Source organism: Ketobacter sp. GenoA1 (assembly GCF_003671475.1).
GTDB lineage: Bacteria > Pseudomonadota > Gammaproteobacteria > Pseudomonadales > Ketobacteraceae > Ketobacter.
In genome coordinates, this window is the sequence record NZ_RCHM01000023.1 from 186,723 (window position 1) to 205,845 (window position 19,123).

A 19,123-nucleotide genomic window follows, 5' to 3' on the forward strand; every position below is an offset into this window, starting at 1 on the left:
GAGCCTAATATGAAAGAACGATTGGTCCCGGCGGCAATCATTCCAGCCATCATGGACCTTGCCATAAAAAACCGTTTGAATATTGAAACGATCCTGTCTCGTGCCCGGGTTGATATTGCGGTAGAACAGAATTCGGGTGCGTTCCTCAGTGTCTCCCAGCAATTGAGAATTCTGGATGCCGCCTATGATGTTATGAACAATCCGGCGTTTGGTCTGCTGCTGGGGGAATCCATGCAGTACCATAGCCTGGATCTGGTGGGCCAGCTCATTGCAACCAGCCAGAATGTTCAAGAGGCATTGGATGAGTTGTTTCAGTTCAAGGATCTGGTCACGCCGTTTACACAATTTTCGCTGGACACCAACGGGCCCTATGCAGTGCTTTCCTATGATATCGAAAGTTCTTTAGTGGAAAGAAATCTTCATGTTCATTACGACCTGGTGGCCTCGACTATTGTTTCAGTTGCCAATGCGGTGATCGGTGCCGGCTTGCGCCTGCAGAAAGTCAGATTCGTGCATCAGCAGCCGGATTATCTGGAAGACTATCATCGTGTGTTCGGCAGACAGGTGGAATTTGGTTGCCAACGTAATGAGATTATCTTCGATCGCGCGCAACTGCAGGAGCCGCTGCTGACGTCGTACCCGGATTATCATGACGGGGTAAGGGCATTGGCCACTGAAAAGCTGAAATCCATTGAGAGCCGGGAGTCGCTTTCTGCCAAAGTAAGCTATTTCATCAGCAGCCACATGGGGGTATCTCCAACTTTGCTGGAGGATGTGGCTGAGCACTTTAATATGACGCCCCGAACCCTGCAGCGAAAACTGAAGCTGGAGAATACCTCTTTTGTTTTGATTCGCGATGAATGCCGGCATCGGCGCGCATTACGCGATCTGGCGGACCCAAGGGTTGAGGTGGATGGATTGGCAGAGACACTGGGGTTTTCTGATACCTCCAACTTTTATCACGCCTTTAAACGCTGGCAGGGGGTGTCGCCGGGGGCGTACCGCAAGCAGGCACTGGGACAACGTGATGTGGATTCCTAGGTTGCCGGTTAGTGCGGTTGTTCACTGGACAGCTTTGAGTGCAACAGATTTTTAGCCTCTTCGATCGCGTTTCGGGTTTGGTCCGACAGCGCAGCCCCCAGTTGAAATTGGTTACCGGTGATGCCCAGCAGATAACAGGGTGGGGCGTTTTTTTTCAGGGTGGTCTCAAACAGAAACAGTAAACTTTCCGGTGTTACGCTGTGACTGGTGAACATGAGTTGGCTGCCGGTCTGTAACCTGCTCCAGCTTGTCGGGGATTCCTGATTCAGAACACAGTCTACGAATATGGCCATATCACAGCCGTCCAGATCGAAAATATGTTCCGGTTCCAGTTGGAAGTCGTAGATAAAACGGAAGCTCAGTTCTGCGTTCTGTTCTGCGGTACGGGAGAGGTTCTGTTCGGCCCACTGTTGCAGTATGTGGCCTGCTGCATCGTCACCCCGGTCCGGATTGCCAAAGAAAAAGACACTAACCAGCATTATGCAGCCGGCCGTCGCTGTTACGTTGCAGCGCACTGTGAATTTTTCCATCGGAGGTCTGCAGCTCAAGTCTCAGGGGCATCTTGCCGGCCGCATGGGTCGCACAGGAAAGGCAGGGATCGTAGGCTCGAATCACCACTTCAATCAAATTCAGGAGTTCCGGTGTCAGTTCTTTTCCAGTGAGGTGTTGTTGGGCCACTTTGCGAATGCTTTCATTCATTGCCTGATTGTTATTGGTGGTGGAAACAATCAGATTCGCCATGGTGACCTGGTCTTGCCCGTTGATCTCGTAATGATGAATCAGGGTGCCCCGCGGAGCTTCAATGACACCAATACCCTGCTGTTGCCTGGTGCCTTGGCCAAGCAGGTCATTGGAAAGCAGGGCCGGATTGTGCAACAGGTTTTTGATCGCCTCCGCGCAATGCAAGGCTTCAATCATGCGCGCCCAGTGATAGGCCAGCGGGGAGTGCGCTGGCGCGCCCAGAGTGCTGACAAAGTCCTGCCGGCAGCGTTCCGCCCGGGGGGTGTCAATGTACCGGCAGACGTTGATTCTCGCCAGCGGGCCGACACGATACCATCCGGTTTCCGGTGTTAAGTGTGAGAGGTAGGGGAACTTCATGTAACTCCATGATTTCACCTGCTCACTCAGCAATGCACGGTATTGATCGCTGGGTTGGCGGCGGATTTCATTTCCCCTGCAATCTATTATCCGGAGATCCCCATGGTAAAGCTCCAGTTGCCCCTTTTCACCGCTCAGTGCCATAAAGTTGGATTCTGTTGCGCCGAATGCCTCATGATAATCGCGATGGCTCAGAAAGAGGGTATTGATGGTGGCAATGGTTGCCTCACACCACTCAATGATATCGTCCACCTGTGCTTTGAAGGGGGTGATTTTGTCGGCGCTCAGTGGCGCGTTCATACCCCCGGGCACGGCGGCAATGCCATGAATGCGTTTGCCGGAAACCGCTTCAATGATTTGCTGTCCGAATTTTCGAATTCTTACGCCCTGTAGCGCCAGCGTCTGGTGATTCTGAATCAGTGCAACAATGTTGCGCCTGGCAATATCGCTGTCGAATCCAAACACCAGATCCGGGGCTGCAAGATGAAAGAAGTGCAGGGCGTGGGATTGCAGTACCTGCCCGAAGTGCATCAGTTTACGCAAGGCCAGCGCACCTTCGGTGAGTTGATCAACACCGACGATCTGGTCGATGGCCTTGGCCGCCGCCAGATGGTGGCTCACCGGACAGATGCCGCATAAGCGTTGTACCACCAAAGGCAGCTCCCAGAAGGGTCTGCCCTGAATGAATTTCTCAAAGCCACGGAATTCAACAATGTGCAAACGGGCTTCGTTGATCTGATTGTTTTCATCCACCAGCAAAGTTACTTTGCCGTGGCCTTCTACCCGGGTAACAGGGTCGATGACGACGCGCCGGTTCATCAGTCAAACCTCCTGTTGGGGTAGTCCAGTTGCGGTGGCCTGCCTTCCAATACAGCATTGATGATTTCCAGAAAGGCCGCCGCCGGAGGCGGGCAGCCGGGCAGGAAATAGTCCACCATGACTGCAGATTGAATCGGCAGGACCTTGTCCAGTAAGCGGGGTAATTCGGGATCGTTGGGAATCTGCGGGTCAACAACACCCAAGCCCCGGATATAGGATTCTTCCAGGCATTCCTGTAGCGAAAAATGATTGCGCATGGCGGGAACGCCGCCGTTGATGGCGCAGGCACCGACAGCAACCAGGATGGTGCAGTGGCGCCGGAATTGATGCAGAATTTCTTGGTTTTCCTCGTTGCATAACCCGCCTTCGATCAAGCCGATATCACAGTCCGATAGGGACTTGATATCGGTCAGCGGGGAGCGGTCGAATTCGATTTTTTCGATCAGGGGTATGATGGCTTCATCCATATCAAGAAACGACATATGGCAGCCGAAACAGCCAGCCAGCGAACAGGTGGCAACTTTGAGCTTGGCCTGCTTCATGAGGATCCGCCTCGCTCTTCTTTGCGCAGGTTGCCGATGTCATGGATGGGGTGGTGGTCATAGAGCCTTGTGCCGATCGGTTCCTGATAGTTGCCGGTTTTGGGAAGAATGCAGCCCACCGGGCAGATATGAGCAGCGCGATCATCAGCACCGGCGTTGGTGTCGCCCAGCAGGCCACTTGGACTGCGAAAAACGAGTTGCGTGTTCTGGCCGCGGCCGGACAGAGTATAGATGGCTTTACCATCATATTCTGCCGACGCCCGGCCGCACAGATCGCATTGGATGCAGCGATCCCGGTCGATGAACAGATCAGGATGGCTGCCATCGGTCTGGCGCTCTGGCATAAAGGGGTCGTAATGATAATGGGTCATACCGAGGTCGTAAGCCAGGGCCTGTAACTGGCAGTTACCACTGGTTTCACAGGTGGGGCAATAGTGATTGCCTTCGGCAAACAGTAGCTGAATCAACCGCAAGCGGGCTTTTTGCAATTCAGGCGTATTGGATTGCACCACCTGGTTTGATTCCGCCGGCTGAGTGCAGGCCGCGACCGTTTTGCCCTGGAGATGGACGATACACACACGACAGCTGCCGTGGGCAGAAAAATCCGGATGGAAGCACAGGTGAGGTAGGTAAATACCGGCGCGCTGTGCCGCCTGCATAATGGTTTCTCCCTTTTCGAAGCAGACGCTGACACCGTCGAGGGAAAATTGCAGATCATTGCTCATGGGCAGGCTCCCGTTGTAACAGGTTTAACACCGGCAGCCCTGCGGTTTTGCCCAGGCCGCAGTGACTGCTGTGCTGCATCAATTGCACCAGTTCCTGCATGTCTTCTCGGCTCTTGGCCTGCAGTGCGGGGTTGTGCTCGTACTGGTCCAGCAACTGATCAAGGGCGACGGTGCCCGCCCGGCAGGGCGTGCAAAAGCCGCAGCTTTCATGGCGAAAGAAGCGGGTAAAATGACGAGTGATGTTCACTATTGAGCGATCTTTATTGAACACCATGACTGAACCGCCACGGCCCGGGTTTTCGAAATCCAGCGGGGTATCGAATTGGTCCTCGAAAAACAGCGCACCGGAGGGGCCACCGATTTGTGCGCACAGCGTGTTGTGGGCGCCACTCAATTCCAGCAGGGTTCGCAGGCTACTGCCTTGCGCCAGTTCATACAGGCCAGGCTGTCTGCAGTCGCCGGAAACGCTGTGCAAACGGCTGCCCCGGCTTTTTTCGTTGCCTGTGTTTTTAAACGCGGCACTGCCCTGTTGTAGTATGTAGGTGGCGCAGACAAAGGTTTCAACATTGTTGACAACGGTAGGCTTGCCAAACAACCCCACTGTGCCGGGAAACGGTGGTTTATTGCGGGGAATTCCCCGTTTGCCTTCCAGTGACTCAAGCATGGCGGATTCTTCTCCGCAGATATAGGCACCGGCCCCCAGGTGAAGCTCGATATCAAAATCCTGCCCCAGGTCGCCGCTGTCACGCCAGCGCCGCAAACAACGTTCCAGATGGGTATAAAGATATACGTACTCACCGCGCAGATAAATGAATCCTGCTTGGGCTCCGACTGCCAGGGCCGCGATCACCATGCCCTCAATCATCTGATCAGCCTGTTCAGTCAGGTAGAAGCGATCCTTGAACGTTCCCGGTTCACCTTCATCGGCGTTACAGGTAATGTATTTGACCGGTTCAGCCTGTTGTTTGCACCAGTGCCATTTGAAGGCGGTGGGAAAGCCGGCACCACCCAGGCCCCGCAAACCCGCCTCGCCGATCCGATCAATGATTTGATCCCCGGTCATCCCGCGGGCCTGTGTCAGGGCCTTGCCCCTTTGATAGGGATAGGAAGTGAGTGGGCCTTTATGGTGCACCCGATTATCCACCGCGAACCAGGATCGGGGCCACTTCTGCAGGGGCACCCTGTTGATGATCAGCGCACAGAACTCGTCCAGATTATGGGGGCCAAGGTGCGTCACCGGAAAACCGTTCACCAGTAACGAGACGGGGTGGTCGCTCAGTCCGATACAGGATGTCGTGTCAATACGGCAATCGGCGGAGCACAGCCTGTGCGTTAAGCTTTCCTGTAAAGATGTCAGCCCGGCATGGCGTTCAACGATGTTGTCAGCCAGTCGCAGGTGATAGCGGGGGGACTTGTCCTGCTCCAGAAAAAAATAAAAGGACATCAAGGCACGAATATCGGTTAACGCAACCCCGGACTTTTGAGACAGCCATTCCTGCATGGGATTGGTTACGGCGCCGAAGCGCAGTTGCAGCAGCACCAGGCTTTGCAGAATGCGTTCGGGCGAAAACGGATGCGGGTGTTGTTGCAATAACATCTGCTCCGCCCGTTCGGTATTCCAATCCGGAAATGTGCTGTTGGGTACCAGCCACTCAGTGTCTCGTTTTAGCAAAATGATGCGGCCTCATTGACTCTGAATACGTAGGGTAACAAGGGTGACAGGGTAAATGAAGCTAACCGGTATGAATAGTGTGTGAATGTTCTCAATCGCTACGCAGGTGTTGTTTGCAAAATTCCGCCGCGCCCTTTATGGGAACATCCTGGGCGTGGCTTAGTGCCACCGGTATTGCCCTAAGCCGGTCAATATACTCATTTTTCTTATCAATAAAGTGTATGTGTTCCTGCTGTCTGAAGAAATCACCCAGTTTGGGGGGAATACCGCCGGCAACAATGATGCCCCCCCAGGCCAGATACTGCAGGGCGAGATTACCGGCTTCGGCGTACACCGCTTGTGTAAACAGTTGCATGCACTGAGCGGCTTTGCCGCTTGGGTCGGCCAGTGCACTGCTACCCAGGGTATCGTTATCCGGTGCGGATTCGCCCGGGAACAGGCTCTCATACAAGCGTCCGAATCCGGATCCTGAAAACCAGTTTTCCCAGCTGGGAGCGTAATCATGCTGTTGCCAGTGTCGATGGAGCAATTCCGCGCTTTGCCGGCTGAAGGGGGCGAAGGTTTTGTGTCCACCTTCAGTGCCCTGAATGATAAAGGTTCCCTGGTGGGGGATGATGCAGGCCTGACCCAGGCCGGTACCGGGGCTGATGACCACGACGGGCTGGTGAAAATTCAGACTTTCACCCCGGAGCATTTCCAGTCTGGCCCGGAGTGCCGGAGAGGTGAGCCCCCAGGCGGTGGCCTGCAAATCGTTCAGGACGGTGACGCGGGACAGATTATAGTGTCGCTGCAGGTGCTCACCATCAATCAGCCAATTGAGATTGGTCATTTGGCAGCGTATGGCGTTATCGACGGGGCCGGCCACGGCCAATACGGCAGCCGTGGGTGGGGGCTGCTGCCGGAGAAACTGCTCGATTACGGTTTCAAAACAGTCATAATCGGCATTCACCACCAGGCTCTCTGCGATCAGCTCGCCAGCCTGATTCATTAACGCCAGTTGCGTTTTGGTGCCGCCCACATCGGCCAGTAGTGCAATCATGTCGCCAACAAACTCCTGCTGTAAGTGCGCCGATTCTTGCATGCAATTGATCGCATTGATCGACGTCAAACGCTTTGAAATGATTGTTTGGTGAAATTCCAGTTTGCCATAATACTAGTACTAAATCTGCCAGGACTTAAGTCATGCCCGGAACACTCTATAGTATCGAAGTCCAACCCAAGATTCCCCAGGCTTTGCAGCGCCTGGATGAACTTGCCAATAACCTGATTTACAGCTGGGACCGGCAAATCCGGGGGCTGTTCTTTCGCCTGGATCGGGAGTTGTGGGAGCGTACGGGACACAACCCCAAGCTGTTCTTGCGCCGGATTGACCAACGCAAGCTGGAAGAAGCGGCGGATGATCCCGTATACATGCAGGATTACGCCAAGGTTATATCCATTTATGATGCCTACCTCAAAGCCAAAAGTAACAAGGTGGTGCGCAAGCTGATAAATCCGCAGTCGGATCTGATTTCCTACTCCTGCGCTGAGTTCGGTTTGCATGAAAGTGTGCCCATTTATTCCGGTGGCCTGGGTATTCTGGCCGGTGACCATTGCAAGGCGGCCAGCGATATGGGCTTGCCTTTTGTGGCAGTGGGCATGCTGTATCGCCAAGGTTACTTTACCCAGCAAATCGACAGCCATGGCAACCAGTTGGCGCAATATAAACCTTCCCGGTTTCTGGACTTGCCGGTGCAACCGGCACAGGATGAAACGGGAACTGCCATCCAGGTGAGCATTCAGGTGCCCGGACGTTCCGTTGATCTCAAGGTATGGGTGGCCAGGGTGGGGCACAATCACCTGTATCTGCTGGACAGCGACCTGGCCAGTAACCAGGATGAGGATCGCCGCATCACGTATCAGCTTTACGGTGGCGACGCCACCAATCGGCTGCTGCAGGAGATGGTACTGGGCATTGGCGGGGTGCGGGCCAAGCGGGCCATGGGGTTGACCCCTTCCGTCTGGCACATCAATGAAGGGCATGCAGCGTTTCAGGTGCTGGAGCGGTGTCGCGAGTTGGTGGCTGGCGGCTTACCTTTTGCAGCGGCACTGGAAGCGGTGGCCGCCAATACGGTTTTCACCACCCATACGCCGGTGCCCGCAGGCCACGATATCTTTGATCATCGACTGATTGAATTTTACTTTTCCGAGTATGTTGCCGAACTGGGCATCAGTATGGAGCATTTTCTCAGTCTGGGCGCCAGCCCGGTCAACAGTCATGGTTTCAACATGACCGCCCTGGCACTGCGGGGTTCCCGTTATCACAATGGCGTCAGCCGCATCCATGGTCAGGTGGCTTCCGAAATGGAGCGCTATATCTGGCCTCAAATTGAGCCGGAAGAAAACCCCATCCGCTATGTTACCAATGGGGTTCACGTTCCCACCTTTCTGGCCAATGAGTGGGTGAATATGTTCGATCTGCAGTTTGGCGGTGGCTGGCGTACAGAGTTGCTGAACCCTGATTTCTGGCGTAAAACCTGGGACATTCCCTACCACAGCTTCTGGAGTGTACGGCAATCGCTGAAGGCCAAAATGCTGGAAGCGGTTTACGATCGCAGCGTGGAACAACAACGCCGAAACGGTATCAGTGAATCGCAGATCCGGCGTCTGACCCGCTACATCAAGCCCCGCAAAACCGACATTCTCACCATTGGTTTTGCCCGTCGTTTTGCCACTTACAAACGGGCTACCCTCATCTTTTCTGATCGGGAGCGGCTCTCCCGACTGCTTAACGATCCGGAAAAACCGATGGTCTTGATCTTTGCCGGCAAGGCCCATCCCAGTGATCACCCGGGGCAGGAATTCATTCGTCAGATCCATCACTATGCCCACGATCCGGAATTTGAGGGCCGTATTATTCTATTGGAAGACTATGACATGGCGCTGGCCAGAAAGCTGGTTACCGGTGTGGATGTGTGGTTGAACAACCCGGCTTACCCGCTGGAAGCCAGTGGTACCTCAGGTCAGAAGGCAGGCATCAACGGGGTGCTGAATCTGAGTGTACTGGACGGCTGGTGGGATGAAGGCTACAACGGTAAGAACGGTTGGGCGATCACGCCGCACGGGCCACAGTTTTCCCCGGATTTTCGCGATCGGGAAGAGGCCAATGAGCTGATGGATGTGGTGGAAAATGAAGTAATCCCCCTGTATTACGCACGTGATGGCCATGGTTTTTCCGTGGAGTGGATCGAGAAGAGCAAAAACGCCATGGAAACCCTGATCCCCGCATTCAATGCGCAACGCATGGTGATGGACTATGTCCGGGATTTTTACAACCCGGCCATTGCTCACGGTCAGGCGCTGTGGGGTAATGATTTCAGCAAGGCCAAAGAGCTGGCAGACTGGAAACACCGGGTGCGGGAGTGCTGGCCCCATGTTCACGCCCAACGCATTGATGAACCATCGGACACCATGTTCCGGGATGAAACCTTTGAGGTAAAGGTCGCCGTTGATCTGGCAGGCTTGTCCGCATCGGACATCACCGTGGATTGTCTGGTGGGAACGCTGGACTGGGATGGGCAGTTTGAGCGGCACTCCTGTTTTCAGTTGGGTACCGATGAGCAGCAGCATGACGGCAAGACGGTCTATTCGTTATCGGTCACCCTGGCAGACAGTGGTAAACAGTGCTACAAACTTCGAGTTTATCCCTACCACACCAGTTTAGGGCAGCGATTTGAAACCGGCGCCATGCTGTGGTTGTAGAGAGCTTTGCCCGGGTTAACCCGGTTGGCGTGAATACAGCACGTTGAGGGCTTTCATGCGGTCGGCAAGGCCTGCGTCTACCTGATCCCAGTGAAAGCGCCAGCGCCAATTGCCGTCCGTGGTGCCCGGTGTGTTCATGCGATGCTGTGCATCCAATTCCAGCAGATCCTGAAACGGCATCATGGCCCAGCGGGCGGGCGATGCCAGCGCGCTCTTGATCAGCGGCCAGGGCATGGGTTCGTTAGGGTGCGCGAAGTATTGGTTGATGCGCTCCCTGAGCGGTTCCGGCAGGCCCTGGTACCAACCCAGTGTGGTGTTGTTGTCGTGGGTTCCGGTATAAATGACGGTGTCACGGGTGTGATTGTGGGGTAGGTACGGATTCTTGCCATCGCTGTCAAAGGCAAACTGCAGAATCTTCATGCCCGGCAGGCCATAGCGTTTGCGCAGTGCAATCACATCTTCAGTGATGATGCCCAGGTCTTCTGCAATCAACGGTAGTTCGCTGCGTTCCGCCAGCAATGCTTCAAACAGTTCGGTGCCGGGTGAGGTGACCCAGCGACCGTTCATGGCAGTGGGTTCGTCAGCGGGAATTTCCCAGTACGCCACAAAACCCCGAAAATGATCGATGCGGATGGCATCGTACAGCTCCAGGTTATACTGCAGACGCTGCTTCCACCAGTGAAACCCCGATGTCCGGTGCGCTTCCCAGTGGTAGATGGGATTGCCCCAGCGTTGTCCGGTCGACGAAAAATAATCCGGCGGTACGCCGGCAATCACCTGAGAGCTGCCATCTTCATGTAGCTTGAACAGGTGACGATTGGCCCACACATCGGCACTGTCCGCCGAGACAAAAATGGGCAAGTCACCAAAAACCAGAATATCCCGCTCGTTGGCATACTGTTTCAGGCTTTGCCATTGGCGATGAAAAAGAAACTGTATAAATTGTTCCAGTTCAATTTCATGCTGGTGTTCTTTACAGAACGTCCGGATTGCGACCTCATCGCGATCTCTCAGTGGCTGGGGCCAGTGCTGCCAATGCCGGGGATACTGGTGCTTAATCACTGTAAACAGGCTGGCATCCTGCAGCCAGGGTGTGGCCTGCTGGTAGGCCGCAAATGCTTTTGCCAGCGGCTTGCTGTTGTTATCCTGCAGCCACTCAAAGGCATGAACCAGTGCCAGCCGGTGCTGACTTTGGGTTGCCACCGGCTTGTTGTAGACGGGTAATTCAAGTGCCTGAAGCTGTGCAATATCAATAAAAGAGGGGTTGCCTGAAAAAGCCGAGATGCTGTTGTAGGGGGAGCCATCCGCCACCGGGCACAGGGGGAGTATTTGCCAGACACCAAACCCGCCTAACTGCAACCAGTTGATCCAGTTGCAGGCTTCCTGGCCGAACGAACCATGGTGTTGTTTGCCGGGGAGTGAGGTGGGGTGAAGTATGACGCCGGACAGTCGCTGGTTGAGTATCCCCTTGGGCATGAATTAACCTTGCCCTCTGCGCATAACACCGTCGTTTTCCTGCGCGCCGCCACCACGGCTGATCACATGCTCCAATTCAGGTGGCGCCGGTTCATCCAGAAATCGATACAGATTCCTCAAGTGAGCCCGGTACAGCTGATCGAAGTCGGCCACGGATTCTGCCGGATTGTAATCGCCAAACCACCAGAACCAATCGGAGCCCTCGCAAATGGCCAGTTGCTCTTCTGCCCGCTGCGCGATTTCCGGTGCCAGCCGGCCACTGGCCATCACCCGATCGAAATCGTCTTTCGCTTTGCAGAGCAAATCCCAGGCTCTGTTTTTGGCGGGGTCACCAATCCAGGTGGAGAAGGTCCCATAGACCCAGCTGCCTGCCACCAACGAGGGTAGGCGCGTACTATCGTTGTGGTACTTCAGGTAATCCCTGAATGTGGTGAGCTGGATTTTGGGGTGCTCCACCAGACGGGAGTACAGCTGCTTCAGGAAGTGGTAACCATTGTGGGGGTAGTATTCCCAGCAGTTTTCACCATCGAGGATAATGGGCACCACGGTATCCTGCCGGTAATTGCAGGCTGAGCGGATATTCTCAATATGGTGGATAAGATTATTGACGGCGTCATGTTCGTTCCAGCCGGAATAGGTGAAGCCAATCAGGTCCGACAGATTGTCGTCCCGAAAGAAACAGGTCACTGAATTTTCCCGCAGCCGAAAGCCATGATGGATACACAGATTCTCCAACTTGTTGGCGTGTTTACTGTTTCCCAGCACACCGCCACCGCTGGCGGTCCATTGAAAGGGGATTTCCGCCAGCAGCTCCAGGGTCGCCTCGCTGAGTGCACCTTCTGATGGCCAGCAACCAACCGGCTTGAAGCCGAAGTGTTGCACAAAGGTGTCGATTCCCTTGCGCAGATGACGTATCGCTCGTTCACGGCCGTCGGGATAGCCGTCACGCTGTGGTAACAGCGCATCCGGCATGGCTTCAAGGGTGGATTTGAAATCCAGCATCAATGGCAGAATGGGGTGTTTGTCCGGTGTAACACTGATTTCCATCTGCCCGCTTTCAGCCAGATGGCGGTAACGGGGAACCACCGATCGAATCAGGGTATCAATCACACCCAGTAACTCACGACGATCCTTACTGGTAAAGCCTCTGGCTTTTCGAATCAGCCGCTGAATGGTTTCGTTCTCCATGCGCACGGTTTCACCCATCCACACCAGGTGATACCACACCAGCAGATCAAAAAAGAATTGCTCGTCCAGATAATTCAGGTAACCCGGTTTATGCAGAGCCTGGCGGGCGAGCTGCACCAGATCCCTGAATGGCGGAAAACGCTCGATCAAGCGCTTCTCATTGGCGCGGATGCATTGCCGGGCAATGAACAGACGCAGGGATTCGGTGGGGCCGATGGTGGCCATGGCCAGCGTCGCCAGCAGACGATCATTAAAGGGTTCACCCTGATTGAAGTAGCGATCAAATTGTTGAATGTAATCGTCTATCTGATCCAGCAGCACCGGAGTAAAGTTCACCACCACCCGGCTTTGGGGAACCTGCTCCACCACCGCCGCCATATCCGCGTAATCCTTGATAGCATGGAGATAGGTCCAGGGCAGGCGCACGTTGTGGGTGAATTGATCCTGATACTGCGGTTGATGCATATGCCAGCACAGAACCACATTCACCTTGGGATGATCATCGATTTTATGCGACATTGGAGAGTGCTTTTCCTAACATCTCTGAGGATACGAGAACAATGCCATTGGGTGAAACGTAGAATTGTTTGGCATCCTGTTCGCGATCGTAACCGATCACGGTACCGGGTGGGATTTTGCAGTCCCGATCAATGATGACCCGTCGCAGTCGGCAGTTGCGTCCAATTTCAACATTAGGAAGAATAACCGCGTCTTTTATTTTTGAATAACTGTGAATGCGTACGTTATTGGACAGCAGTGAGCGTTTAACCGTGCTCCCGGAGACAATACAGCCACCGGACACCAGTGAGTCCACCGCCATGCCGCGCCGGTTGTCGTCATCAAATACGAACTTTGCCGGCGGCAGTTGTTCCTGGTAGGTCCAGATCGGCCAGGTTTGATCATAGAGGTTCAGTTCCGGGGTTACCGACAGCAAGTCCATATTGGCATCAAAGTAGCTGTCGATGGTGCCGACGTCGCGCCAGTATGCCGTATTACCCGTATTGCTGTCTGAAAAAGGAAAAGCTGCCACCTTCAGTCGGCCCACCGCGTTGGGAATAATGTTCTTGCCGAAATCATGGGCGCTGTTGGTCAGTTCGGCGTCTTCAATCAACAATGTTCCCAGCAATTTTTTGGGGAAGATGTAGATCCCCATGGAGGCCAGGCTGACATCATTTTTACCGGGAACGGTGGCGGGTTGATCGGGTTTTTCCTGAAAGGTTTGCACCCAGTTGCTGCTGTCCACCGACATCACCCCGAACTCACGGGCAGCGGCAATCGGGACCTCTATGCAGCCCACCGTAATGTCTGCTCCTATTTCAATATGATGTTGAATCATAAGGGCATAATTCATTTTATAGATATGATCGCCGGCCAGGATCAGTACATAATCCGGGTGCACCATATCGATGATATCCAGATTCTGGTAAACCGCGTCTGCAGTTCCGGTGTACCAGGAATCTTTCACTCTTTGTTGCGCCGGCAACAGCTCTACGAACTCACCCAGTTCGGGGCGCAGAAAACTCCAGCCTTTTTGGATGTGGGTATTCAGTGAATGGGATTTGTATTGCGTCAGGATACTGATCTGGCGAATGCCGGAGTTGATGCAATTGGACAGCGGAAAATCGATGGTTCTGAATTTCCCCCCAAAAGGCACTGCGGGTTTGGAGTGCCAGCGGGTTAGGGATTGCAGGCGCGTGCCGCTGCCACCGGCGAGAATCAACGCCAGGGTGTGTGTCATATTGCCAAAATAGGGATGTGCCGATCCAAACATGATAAACCCGTATTGGTGCTAGATGTGGTACATCACCAAATCCACATAAATGGTAACTGACGATAATGGACATCTTACATGACAAGCATGCTACATTGCCCCATGCATTAACTGATCCAAATCAATGGTGCTGTCAGTCAATGAGTGATTCTCTGAAACTAGAACCAAACCGGATGAATTCAAAATAACAATCGGTTATATAACGGTATAGGAAGTTTGATGTTATTGTTTCTTCCTTTGCCGGCAGGGCTGATCGGATGTTTTGTGTGCGGCGTCCGCACAAGGTCCGCTATCCCGCACAAGGCTCGCTATATAGGAATCAAGGAATCCATTGTTCTTATGACACTGAATCTGCCCCAATCCTCCCTTTCCAGCAGTCGGCAGCAGGATGTCCGGCGTATTCTAAATGCGCGTCATCATGATCCATTTGTCGTATTGGGAATGCACGGTGAAGGCAACTCCGCCGCGCTCACGGTTTTTCGGCCCCATGCTGATTCGGTTTGGATCACGCACGATGGCCAATGCACTCAATTGAAGCAGATAGGGGAGTCCGGGCTGTTCACCATTGAAGGGGGCGCGGACCGTTGGGGTAAGCATCCACTTATGATGGAGCGAATCGGCAATACAGAAACCCGGTTCATCGATCCTTATACGTTTTGGCCCCAACTGCCGGAACAATGGCTGCATCAGTTCCATCAACAGGAATGTTTTGATGCCCATCATGTGTTGGGTGCCCGGCGCTGGCAAGTGGATGACATTACCGGCACCCGTTTTGTGGTGTGGGCGCCCAATGCGGAACGAGTCAGCGTTGTCGGCGACTTTAATCATTGGGACGGGCGCATGCACCCCATGCGCAGCCGGGGACACAGTGGTGTTTGGGAATTGTTCATTCCCGGGTTTGAAGCCGGAGCGTTGTATAAATTCGAAATTCGTAACCGGCAATCCGGCGCGGTGGTGATCAAATCCGACCCCTACGCCAGGTTTTTTGAAGTAAGGCCCAATTCAGCCAGCCGTTATTGTGACCCTGAAGTGTACCAATGGCAGGATGATTTATGGTTGCAGAAACGAGCCAAAGCGGATTGGCTACACAACCCCCATTCAATCTATGAGGTGCATTTGGGATCCTGGCGACGGCAGGAGAACGGGGATTTTCTCGATTACCGTGAACTTGCCCGGCAACTGGTGAGCTATGTTAAAGCCATGGGGTTTACCCACATTGAACTGTTGCCGATTACGGAGTTTCCCTACGATGGCTCGTGGGGCTATCAGGTAACCGGGTTTTTTGCCCCCACCAGTCGATTCGGCGCTATTAACGATTTCAAATATTTCGTGGATCATTGTCATTGTAACGGCATAGGCGTGATCCTCGACTGGGTGCCGGCACACTTTCCCAAGGATGCCCATGGACTGGCCCGGTTTGATGGCTCCTGTCTCTACGAGCACGACGATCCGCAGCGGGGAGAGCACAAGGACTGGGGTACGTTGATTTTTAATTACGGCCGTAACGAGGTCAGGAATTTTTTGTTTTCCAGCGCCTGTTTCTGGCTGGAGGAATTCCACATTGATGGTTTGCGGGTGGACGCCGTCGCCTCCATGTTGTACCTGGATTATTCACGGGAGCCCGGCCAGTGGTCACCGAACCAATACGGTGGTAACGAGAATCTGGACGCGATTCATTTTATTCGACGTCTCAACGAAAAAGTCCATCAGCAGTTCCCCGGCGTACTGATGATGGCCGAGGAATCCACCGCCTGGCCACAGGTCTCGCGACCGGTGTATCTGGGTGGACTGGGATTCAGTATGAAATGGAACATGGGCTGGATGAACGATACCCTGCGTTATATCAGTCTTGATCCAATCCACCGCACTTATCATCATGAGCATCTCACGTTTAGTCTGTTGTATGCATTTTCAGAGAACTTTGTCTTGCCGTTGTCACACGATGAGGTGGTGCACGGCAAACGCTCGTTGTTGGAGAAGATGCCGGGCGATGGCTGGCAACAGTTCGCCAATCTGCGGCTGCTGTTCACCTATATGTTCACACACCCGGGCAAGAAACTGCTGTTTATGGGGGGCGAGTTTGGGCAGGGGCGGGAATGGTGCCATGATCGGGCATTGGATTGGCATGTGCTGGAAAATCAATGGCAGCGTGGGGTACAGGCCGTTGTTCGCGATTTGAATGCGCTGTACCAGGGAATTGCGGCATTGCATCGATTTGATTTTGAGGATCGGGGCTTTGAATGGATTGACTGCCATGACAGTTCACAGTCGGTCATCAGCTACCTGCGCAAGAGTGGGGATGATTATGTGATTGTGATTCTGAATTTCACCCCGGTGGTGCGGGAGCATTATCGCATCGGCGTACCGCAGTTGGGGTTGTATCAGGAACGGTTCAATTCAGATTCGGTTTTCTACGGCGGCAGTAACGTATCCAATGGTATTGAAATACCCGCTGATGATATACCGTATATGAACCAGGCCTATAGTATTTCAATTACCTTGCCACCGTTGGCTGGAATAGTATTGAGCCTTGCCAGCTAATCACACACTGCATTAAGAATGGATCGGCCTTTCCATGAATATTCTGTTTGCCACCAGTGAGGCGTTTCCCCTGATTAAAACCGGAGGGTTGGGGGATGTGTCCTATTCCCTGCCGCGGGCCTTGCAGGAGATGGGCCATCAGGTGGCCTTGATTCTGCCGGGCTATCGCTCGGTAAAACACAAGCTGGGCAGACCGGATCGGCGCTATGCACTGGCCGATGAGTTCTTAAGGGATGATGTGCTGTTATCTTACTATGGACACAGTGCATTGGGATTGCCCCTGTATCTGGTGGAATCAGATTCTCTGTACGACCGGGACGGAGGGCCCTATGAAAGCGGCCCCGGCGAGGGCTGGTATGATAACGGTGACCGTTTTGCGCAATATTGCCGGGCCGTGGTCTGTTTGCTTAAGGGTGGGGCGGCAGAGATTCCACAGCGTTTTGATGTTGTGCACTGCAACGACTGGCAAACCGGGCTGATTCCTGCGTTTTTACAGCGCCTGGCGCTTCCCGTCAGGTCGGTTTTCACCATTCATAATCTGGCCTATCAGGGGCTGTTTGATCGCGGCACATTTGACTATCTGAAACTGCCTGATGAATGGTGGCATCTGGACTCACTGGAGTTCTATGGCAACTTCTCATTTCTTAAAGCCGGTATTGTTTACGCTGATTGGGTGACCACCGTCAGCCCCACTTATGCTTGTGAAATCATGCATGAGCCCCTTGCCTGTGGTATGGGTGGGCTGCTGCAGCATCACCGACACAAGGTGGTGGGTATTCTGAATGGGGTGGATTATGACGCGTGGAATCCGGCCACTGATCCGTACATTCGATTTCATTATGATCAACACTCGCTGCAGGAAAAAATCAACAACAAGCTGGAGATCCAGCGCAATACGGGGCTGCGCCTGAGTAAATCCACTCCGCTTATCGGTCTGGTGAGTCGTCTGGTTGAGCAAAAAGGGCTGGATTGGATTGTGAGTGCCATGGAAGCCACGCTGGGTGAAAAAGTGCAGTGGGTTGTGCTGGGTGCCGGAACACAGCAATACGAGCGGCAGCTACAGGCCTTGGCCCAGGCCAACTCCAAAGTGATCTCGGTGACCATCGGTTATGACGAATCTCTGGCCCATGGTATAGAAGCCGGTTGCGATCTGTTTGCGATGCCGTCACGCTATGAACCCTGCGGATTGAATCAGATTTACAGTCTGCGCTATGGTAGTCTGCCAATTGTAAGGCGTACCGGGGGCCTGGCGGATACGGTGATTGATGCCAGCGAGGATGCCCTGGAGCAGGGCTCCGCCACCGGATTCTGTTTTGAAGAGCCCAGTGCCCGCGCCTTCACCGAGACCGTGCGCCGCGCCATTGCCCTATACCGCAAGCAAAAAACCTGGCGCAAGCTGCAACAGCAGGCAATGGATCAACGCTTTGACTGGCAGCACAGTGCGCAAGCCTATCTTGAACTATACGAGCAGGAGTAGGGAATGGAGTACGACGTTGTTGCCATCGGCAGCGCCACCGTAGACCAATTTGCCGATACGGATTCGGAACTGATCCGGATCGAAACCCCGACCATGCAGGAGAAGCTCATCGCCTTTCCACTGGGCAGTAAAATTCTGGTGAAGTCGTTGAATCTGGCAGTGGGTGGCGGCGGTACCAATTGCGCGGTCACATTCTCCAGGTTGGGGCTGAAAACAGCTTATCTGGGCAAAGTGGGGGCGGATGGCAACGGGGATTTTGTTATTCGAACCCTGCAACAGGAACACATCGATTTCATTGGCCCCCGTGAGGGAACCACCGGCCTGTCGGTTATCCTGAACAGCTTTGCCAATGATCGCACCATTCTGGCATTCAAGGGGTGCAACAATAATTTGCACCTGCACGAGATCAAGCCATTTGAAACCCGGTGGGTTTACTTGGCCAGTATGCTGGGGGAAAGTTTTGACACCATCGTTTCCCTGTTGGCGGAACATGATTATCGGGTTGCCTTCAACCCCAGTAACTACCAGGCGGAACTGGGTTACAAAGCACTGCAGCCATTACTGCAAAAAGTGGAAATCCTGGTGATGAATCTGGAAGAAGCCTGCAAATTTTTAGGGCTTGTGTATCAGGAGCATCCAGCGGCCAAAACCTTACTGCAGCGTATGGCGCAATTGCCCCCCAGGATATTGGTCATCACCGATGGCAGCGAGGGGGTGCACGTGTATGATCGTAAACACTATTATCGCGCCTGGCCCAGAGAAGGCCTTGAGGTTCTGGAAACCACCGGTGCCGGTGATGCCTTTGCCTCCACCTTTACGGCGGCCTGCCTGCTGGATGAACCGATAGAGCAGGCTATTCATTTGGGAATGACTAACGCCGAGTCGGTGTTGATCCATCAGGGGGCAAAGGAAAAGCTGTTGTCCCGGGAAGAATTGTATCAACAGGCACAATCCTTCCAGCGCAAGATAGAAACGGAAGAACTGGACGCCGGGGAACCGGGGTAAGTCTGGATGGGGCAGGGCTCATGCTGA

14 protein-coding genes are annotated in these 19,123 nt (G+C 53.8%); 5 read left to right on the forward strand and 9 right to left on the reverse strand.

What is annotated here, in order from left to right; translation table 11 throughout:
* The first annotated feature begins 9 nt into the window (after positions 1 to 9).
* Positions 10 to 1,041 (forward strand): AraC family transcriptional regulator, encoded by a 1,032-nt coding sequence (locus tag D9N13_RS09335; RefSeq protein WP_290588550.1) that lies wholly within the window; start codon positions 10 to 12, stop codon positions 1,039 to 1,041.
* 8 nt (positions 1,042 to 1,049) lie between these two features.
* Here the strand turns inward: D9N13_RS09335 and D9N13_RS09340 are convergent, their stop codons facing one another.
* The 6 genes from D9N13_RS09340 to D9N13_RS09365 all read right to left on the reverse strand — a co-directional run bounded on the left by D9N13_RS09340 (position 1,050) and on the right by D9N13_RS09365 (position 6,936).
* On the reverse strand, positions 1,050 to 1,520 hold the full coding sequence (locus D9N13_RS09340) for a hydrogenase maturation protease (RefSeq protein ID WP_290588552.1): 471 nt from the start codon (positions 1,518 to 1,520) through the stop codon (positions 1,050 to 1,052).
* Positions 1,510 to 2,958, reverse strand: a complete 1,449-nt coding sequence (locus D9N13_RS09345) for a Ni/Fe hydrogenase subunit alpha (protein ID WP_290588554.1) — start codon at positions 2,956 to 2,958, stop codon at positions 1,510 to 1,512. Before D9N13_RS09345 ends, D9N13_RS09340 begins: the two co-directional genes overlap by 11 nt.
* A complete protein-coding gene (locus D9N13_RS09350; protein ID WP_290588556.1) occupies positions 2,958 to 3,500 on the reverse strand; it encodes an NADP oxidoreductase in 543 nt (180 codons plus the stop codon). The genes D9N13_RS09345 and D9N13_RS09350 overlap by 1 nt, the downstream gene beginning before the upstream one ends.
* The gene (locus tag D9N13_RS09355; RefSeq protein WP_290588558.1) at positions 3,497 to 4,225 is read right to left on the reverse strand and encodes a 2Fe-2S iron-sulfur cluster-binding protein; all 729 of its coding nucleotides are present in this window, start codon (positions 4,223 to 4,225) and stop codon (positions 3,497 to 3,499) included. Before D9N13_RS09355 ends, D9N13_RS09350 begins: the two co-directional genes overlap by 4 nt.
* Complete coding sequence (locus D9N13_RS09360; RefSeq protein ID WP_290588560.1) at positions 4,215 to 5,897, reverse strand: NADH-ubiquinone oxidoreductase-F iron-sulfur binding region domain-containing protein; 1,683 nt, start codon at positions 5,895 to 5,897, stop codon at positions 4,215 to 4,217. Before D9N13_RS09360 ends, D9N13_RS09355 begins: the two co-directional genes overlap by 11 nt.
* Positions 5,898 to 5,988: 91 nt before the next feature.
* Positions 5,989 to 6,936: an ROK family protein gene (locus D9N13_RS09365; protein WP_290588562.1), complete on the reverse strand. Its 948-nt coding sequence runs from the start codon at positions 6,934 to 6,936 to the stop codon at positions 5,989 to 5,991.
* Positions 6,937 to 7,079: 143 nt separating this feature from the next.
* On the opposite strand from D9N13_RS09365, the gene glgP reads away from it, so the two are divergent.
* Entirely contained in the window at positions 7,080 to 9,638 is a 2,559-nt protein-coding gene (gene glgP / locus D9N13_RS09370; RefSeq protein WP_290588564.1) for an alpha-glucan family phosphorylase, read from the forward strand.
* Positions 9,639 to 9,653: 15 nt separating this feature from the next.
* Here glgP and malQ read toward each other — a convergent pair whose 3' ends face one another.
* The 3 genes from malQ to glgC are packed head-to-tail and all read right to left on the reverse strand — an operon-like array spanning position 9,654 to position 14,073.
* Positions 9,654 to 11,114 carry a 4-alpha-glucanotransferase gene (gene malQ / locus D9N13_RS09375; RefSeq protein WP_290588567.1) on the reverse strand — a complete coding sequence of 487 codons (1,461 nt, stop codon included), beginning with the start codon at positions 11,112 to 11,114 and terminating at the stop codon, positions 9,654 to 9,656.
* A gap of 3 nt (positions 11,115 to 11,117) precedes the next feature.
* The gene (locus tag D9N13_RS09380) at positions 11,118 to 12,821 is read right to left on the reverse strand and encodes a glycoside hydrolase family 57 protein (RefSeq protein WP_290588570.1); all 1,704 of its coding nucleotides are present in this window, start codon (positions 12,819 to 12,821) and stop codon (positions 11,118 to 11,120) included.
* The gene (gene glgC, locus D9N13_RS09385) at positions 12,811 to 14,073 is read right to left on the reverse strand and encodes a glucose-1-phosphate adenylyltransferase (protein ID WP_290588573.1); all 1,263 of its coding nucleotides are present in this window, start codon (positions 14,071 to 14,073) and stop codon (positions 12,811 to 12,813) included. The genes D9N13_RS09380 and glgC overlap by 11 nt, the downstream gene beginning before the upstream one ends.
* 339 nt (positions 14,074 to 14,412) lie before the next feature.
* Between glgC and glgB the strand changes: the two genes are divergently transcribed.
* Genes glgB through D9N13_RS09400 form a run of 3 tightly spaced genes read left to right on the forward strand, consistent with a single transcriptional unit; the run spans position 14,413 to position 19,096 of the window.
* A complete protein-coding gene (gene glgB, locus D9N13_RS09390; RefSeq protein WP_290588576.1) occupies positions 14,413 to 16,614 on the forward strand; it encodes a 1,4-alpha-glucan branching protein GlgB in 2,202 nt (733 codons plus the stop codon).
* 34 nt (positions 16,615 to 16,648) lie between these two features.
* Positions 16,649 to 18,091: a glycogen synthase GlgA gene (gene glgA / locus D9N13_RS09395; RefSeq protein ID WP_290588579.1), complete on the forward strand. Its 1,443-nt coding sequence runs from the start codon at positions 16,649 to 16,651 to the stop codon at positions 18,089 to 18,091.
* Positions 18,092 to 18,094: 3 nt separating this feature from the next.
* Complete coding sequence (locus D9N13_RS09400) at positions 18,095 to 19,096, forward strand: carbohydrate kinase family protein (protein ID WP_290588582.1); 1,002 nt, start codon at positions 18,095 to 18,097, stop codon at positions 19,094 to 19,096.
* The last annotated feature ends 27 nt before the right edge of the window (positions 19,097 to 19,123 follow it).

Coding starts and splice junctions, on each gene's coding strand:
- D9N13_RS09345 (WP_290588554.1), bottom strand. CDS start 2,958: ATGAACCGGCGCGTCGTCATCGACCCTGTTACCCGGGTAGAAGGCCAC.
- D9N13_RS09355 (WP_290588558.1), bottom strand. CDS start 4,225: ATGAGCAATGATCTGCAATTTTCCCTCGACGGTGTCAGCGTCTGCTTC.
- glgP (WP_290588564.1), top strand. CDS start 7,080: ATGCCCGGAACACTCTATAGTATCGAAGTCCAACCCAAGATTCCCCAG.
- D9N13_RS09380 (WP_290588570.1), bottom strand. CDS start 12,821: ATGTCGCATAAAATCGATGATCATCCCAAGGTGAATGTGGTTCTGTGC.
- glgB (WP_290588576.1), top strand. CDS start 14,413: ATGACACTGAATCTGCCCCAATCCTCCCTTTCCAGCAGTCGGCAGCAG.
- D9N13_RS09340 (WP_290588552.1), bottom strand. CDS start 1,520: ATGCTGGTTAGTGTCTTTTTCTTTGGCAATCCGGACCGGGGTGACGAT.
- malQ (WP_290588567.1), bottom strand. CDS start 11,114: ATGCCCAAGGGGATACTCAACCAGCGACTGTCCGGCGTCATACTTCAC.
- D9N13_RS09350 (WP_290588556.1), bottom strand. CDS start 3,500: ATGAAGCAGGCCAAGCTCAAAGTTGCCACCTGTTCGCTGGCTGGCTGT.
- D9N13_RS09365 (WP_290588562.1), bottom strand. CDS start 6,936: ATGATTGCACTACTGGCCGATGTGGGCGGCACCAAAACGCAACTGGCG.
- glgA (WP_290588579.1), top strand. CDS start 16,649: ATGAATATTCTGTTTGCCACCAGTGAGGCGTTTCCCCTGATTAAAACC.
- D9N13_RS09400 (WP_290588582.1), top strand. CDS start 18,095: ATGGAGTACGACGTTGTTGCCATCGGCAGCGCCACCGTAGACCAATTT.
- D9N13_RS09335 (WP_290588550.1), top strand. CDS start 10: ATGAAAGAACGATTGGTCCCGGCGGCAATCATTCCAGCCATCATGGAC.
- glgC (WP_290588573.1), bottom strand. CDS start 14,073: ATGTTTGGATCGGCACATCCCTATTTTGGCAATATGACACACACCCTG.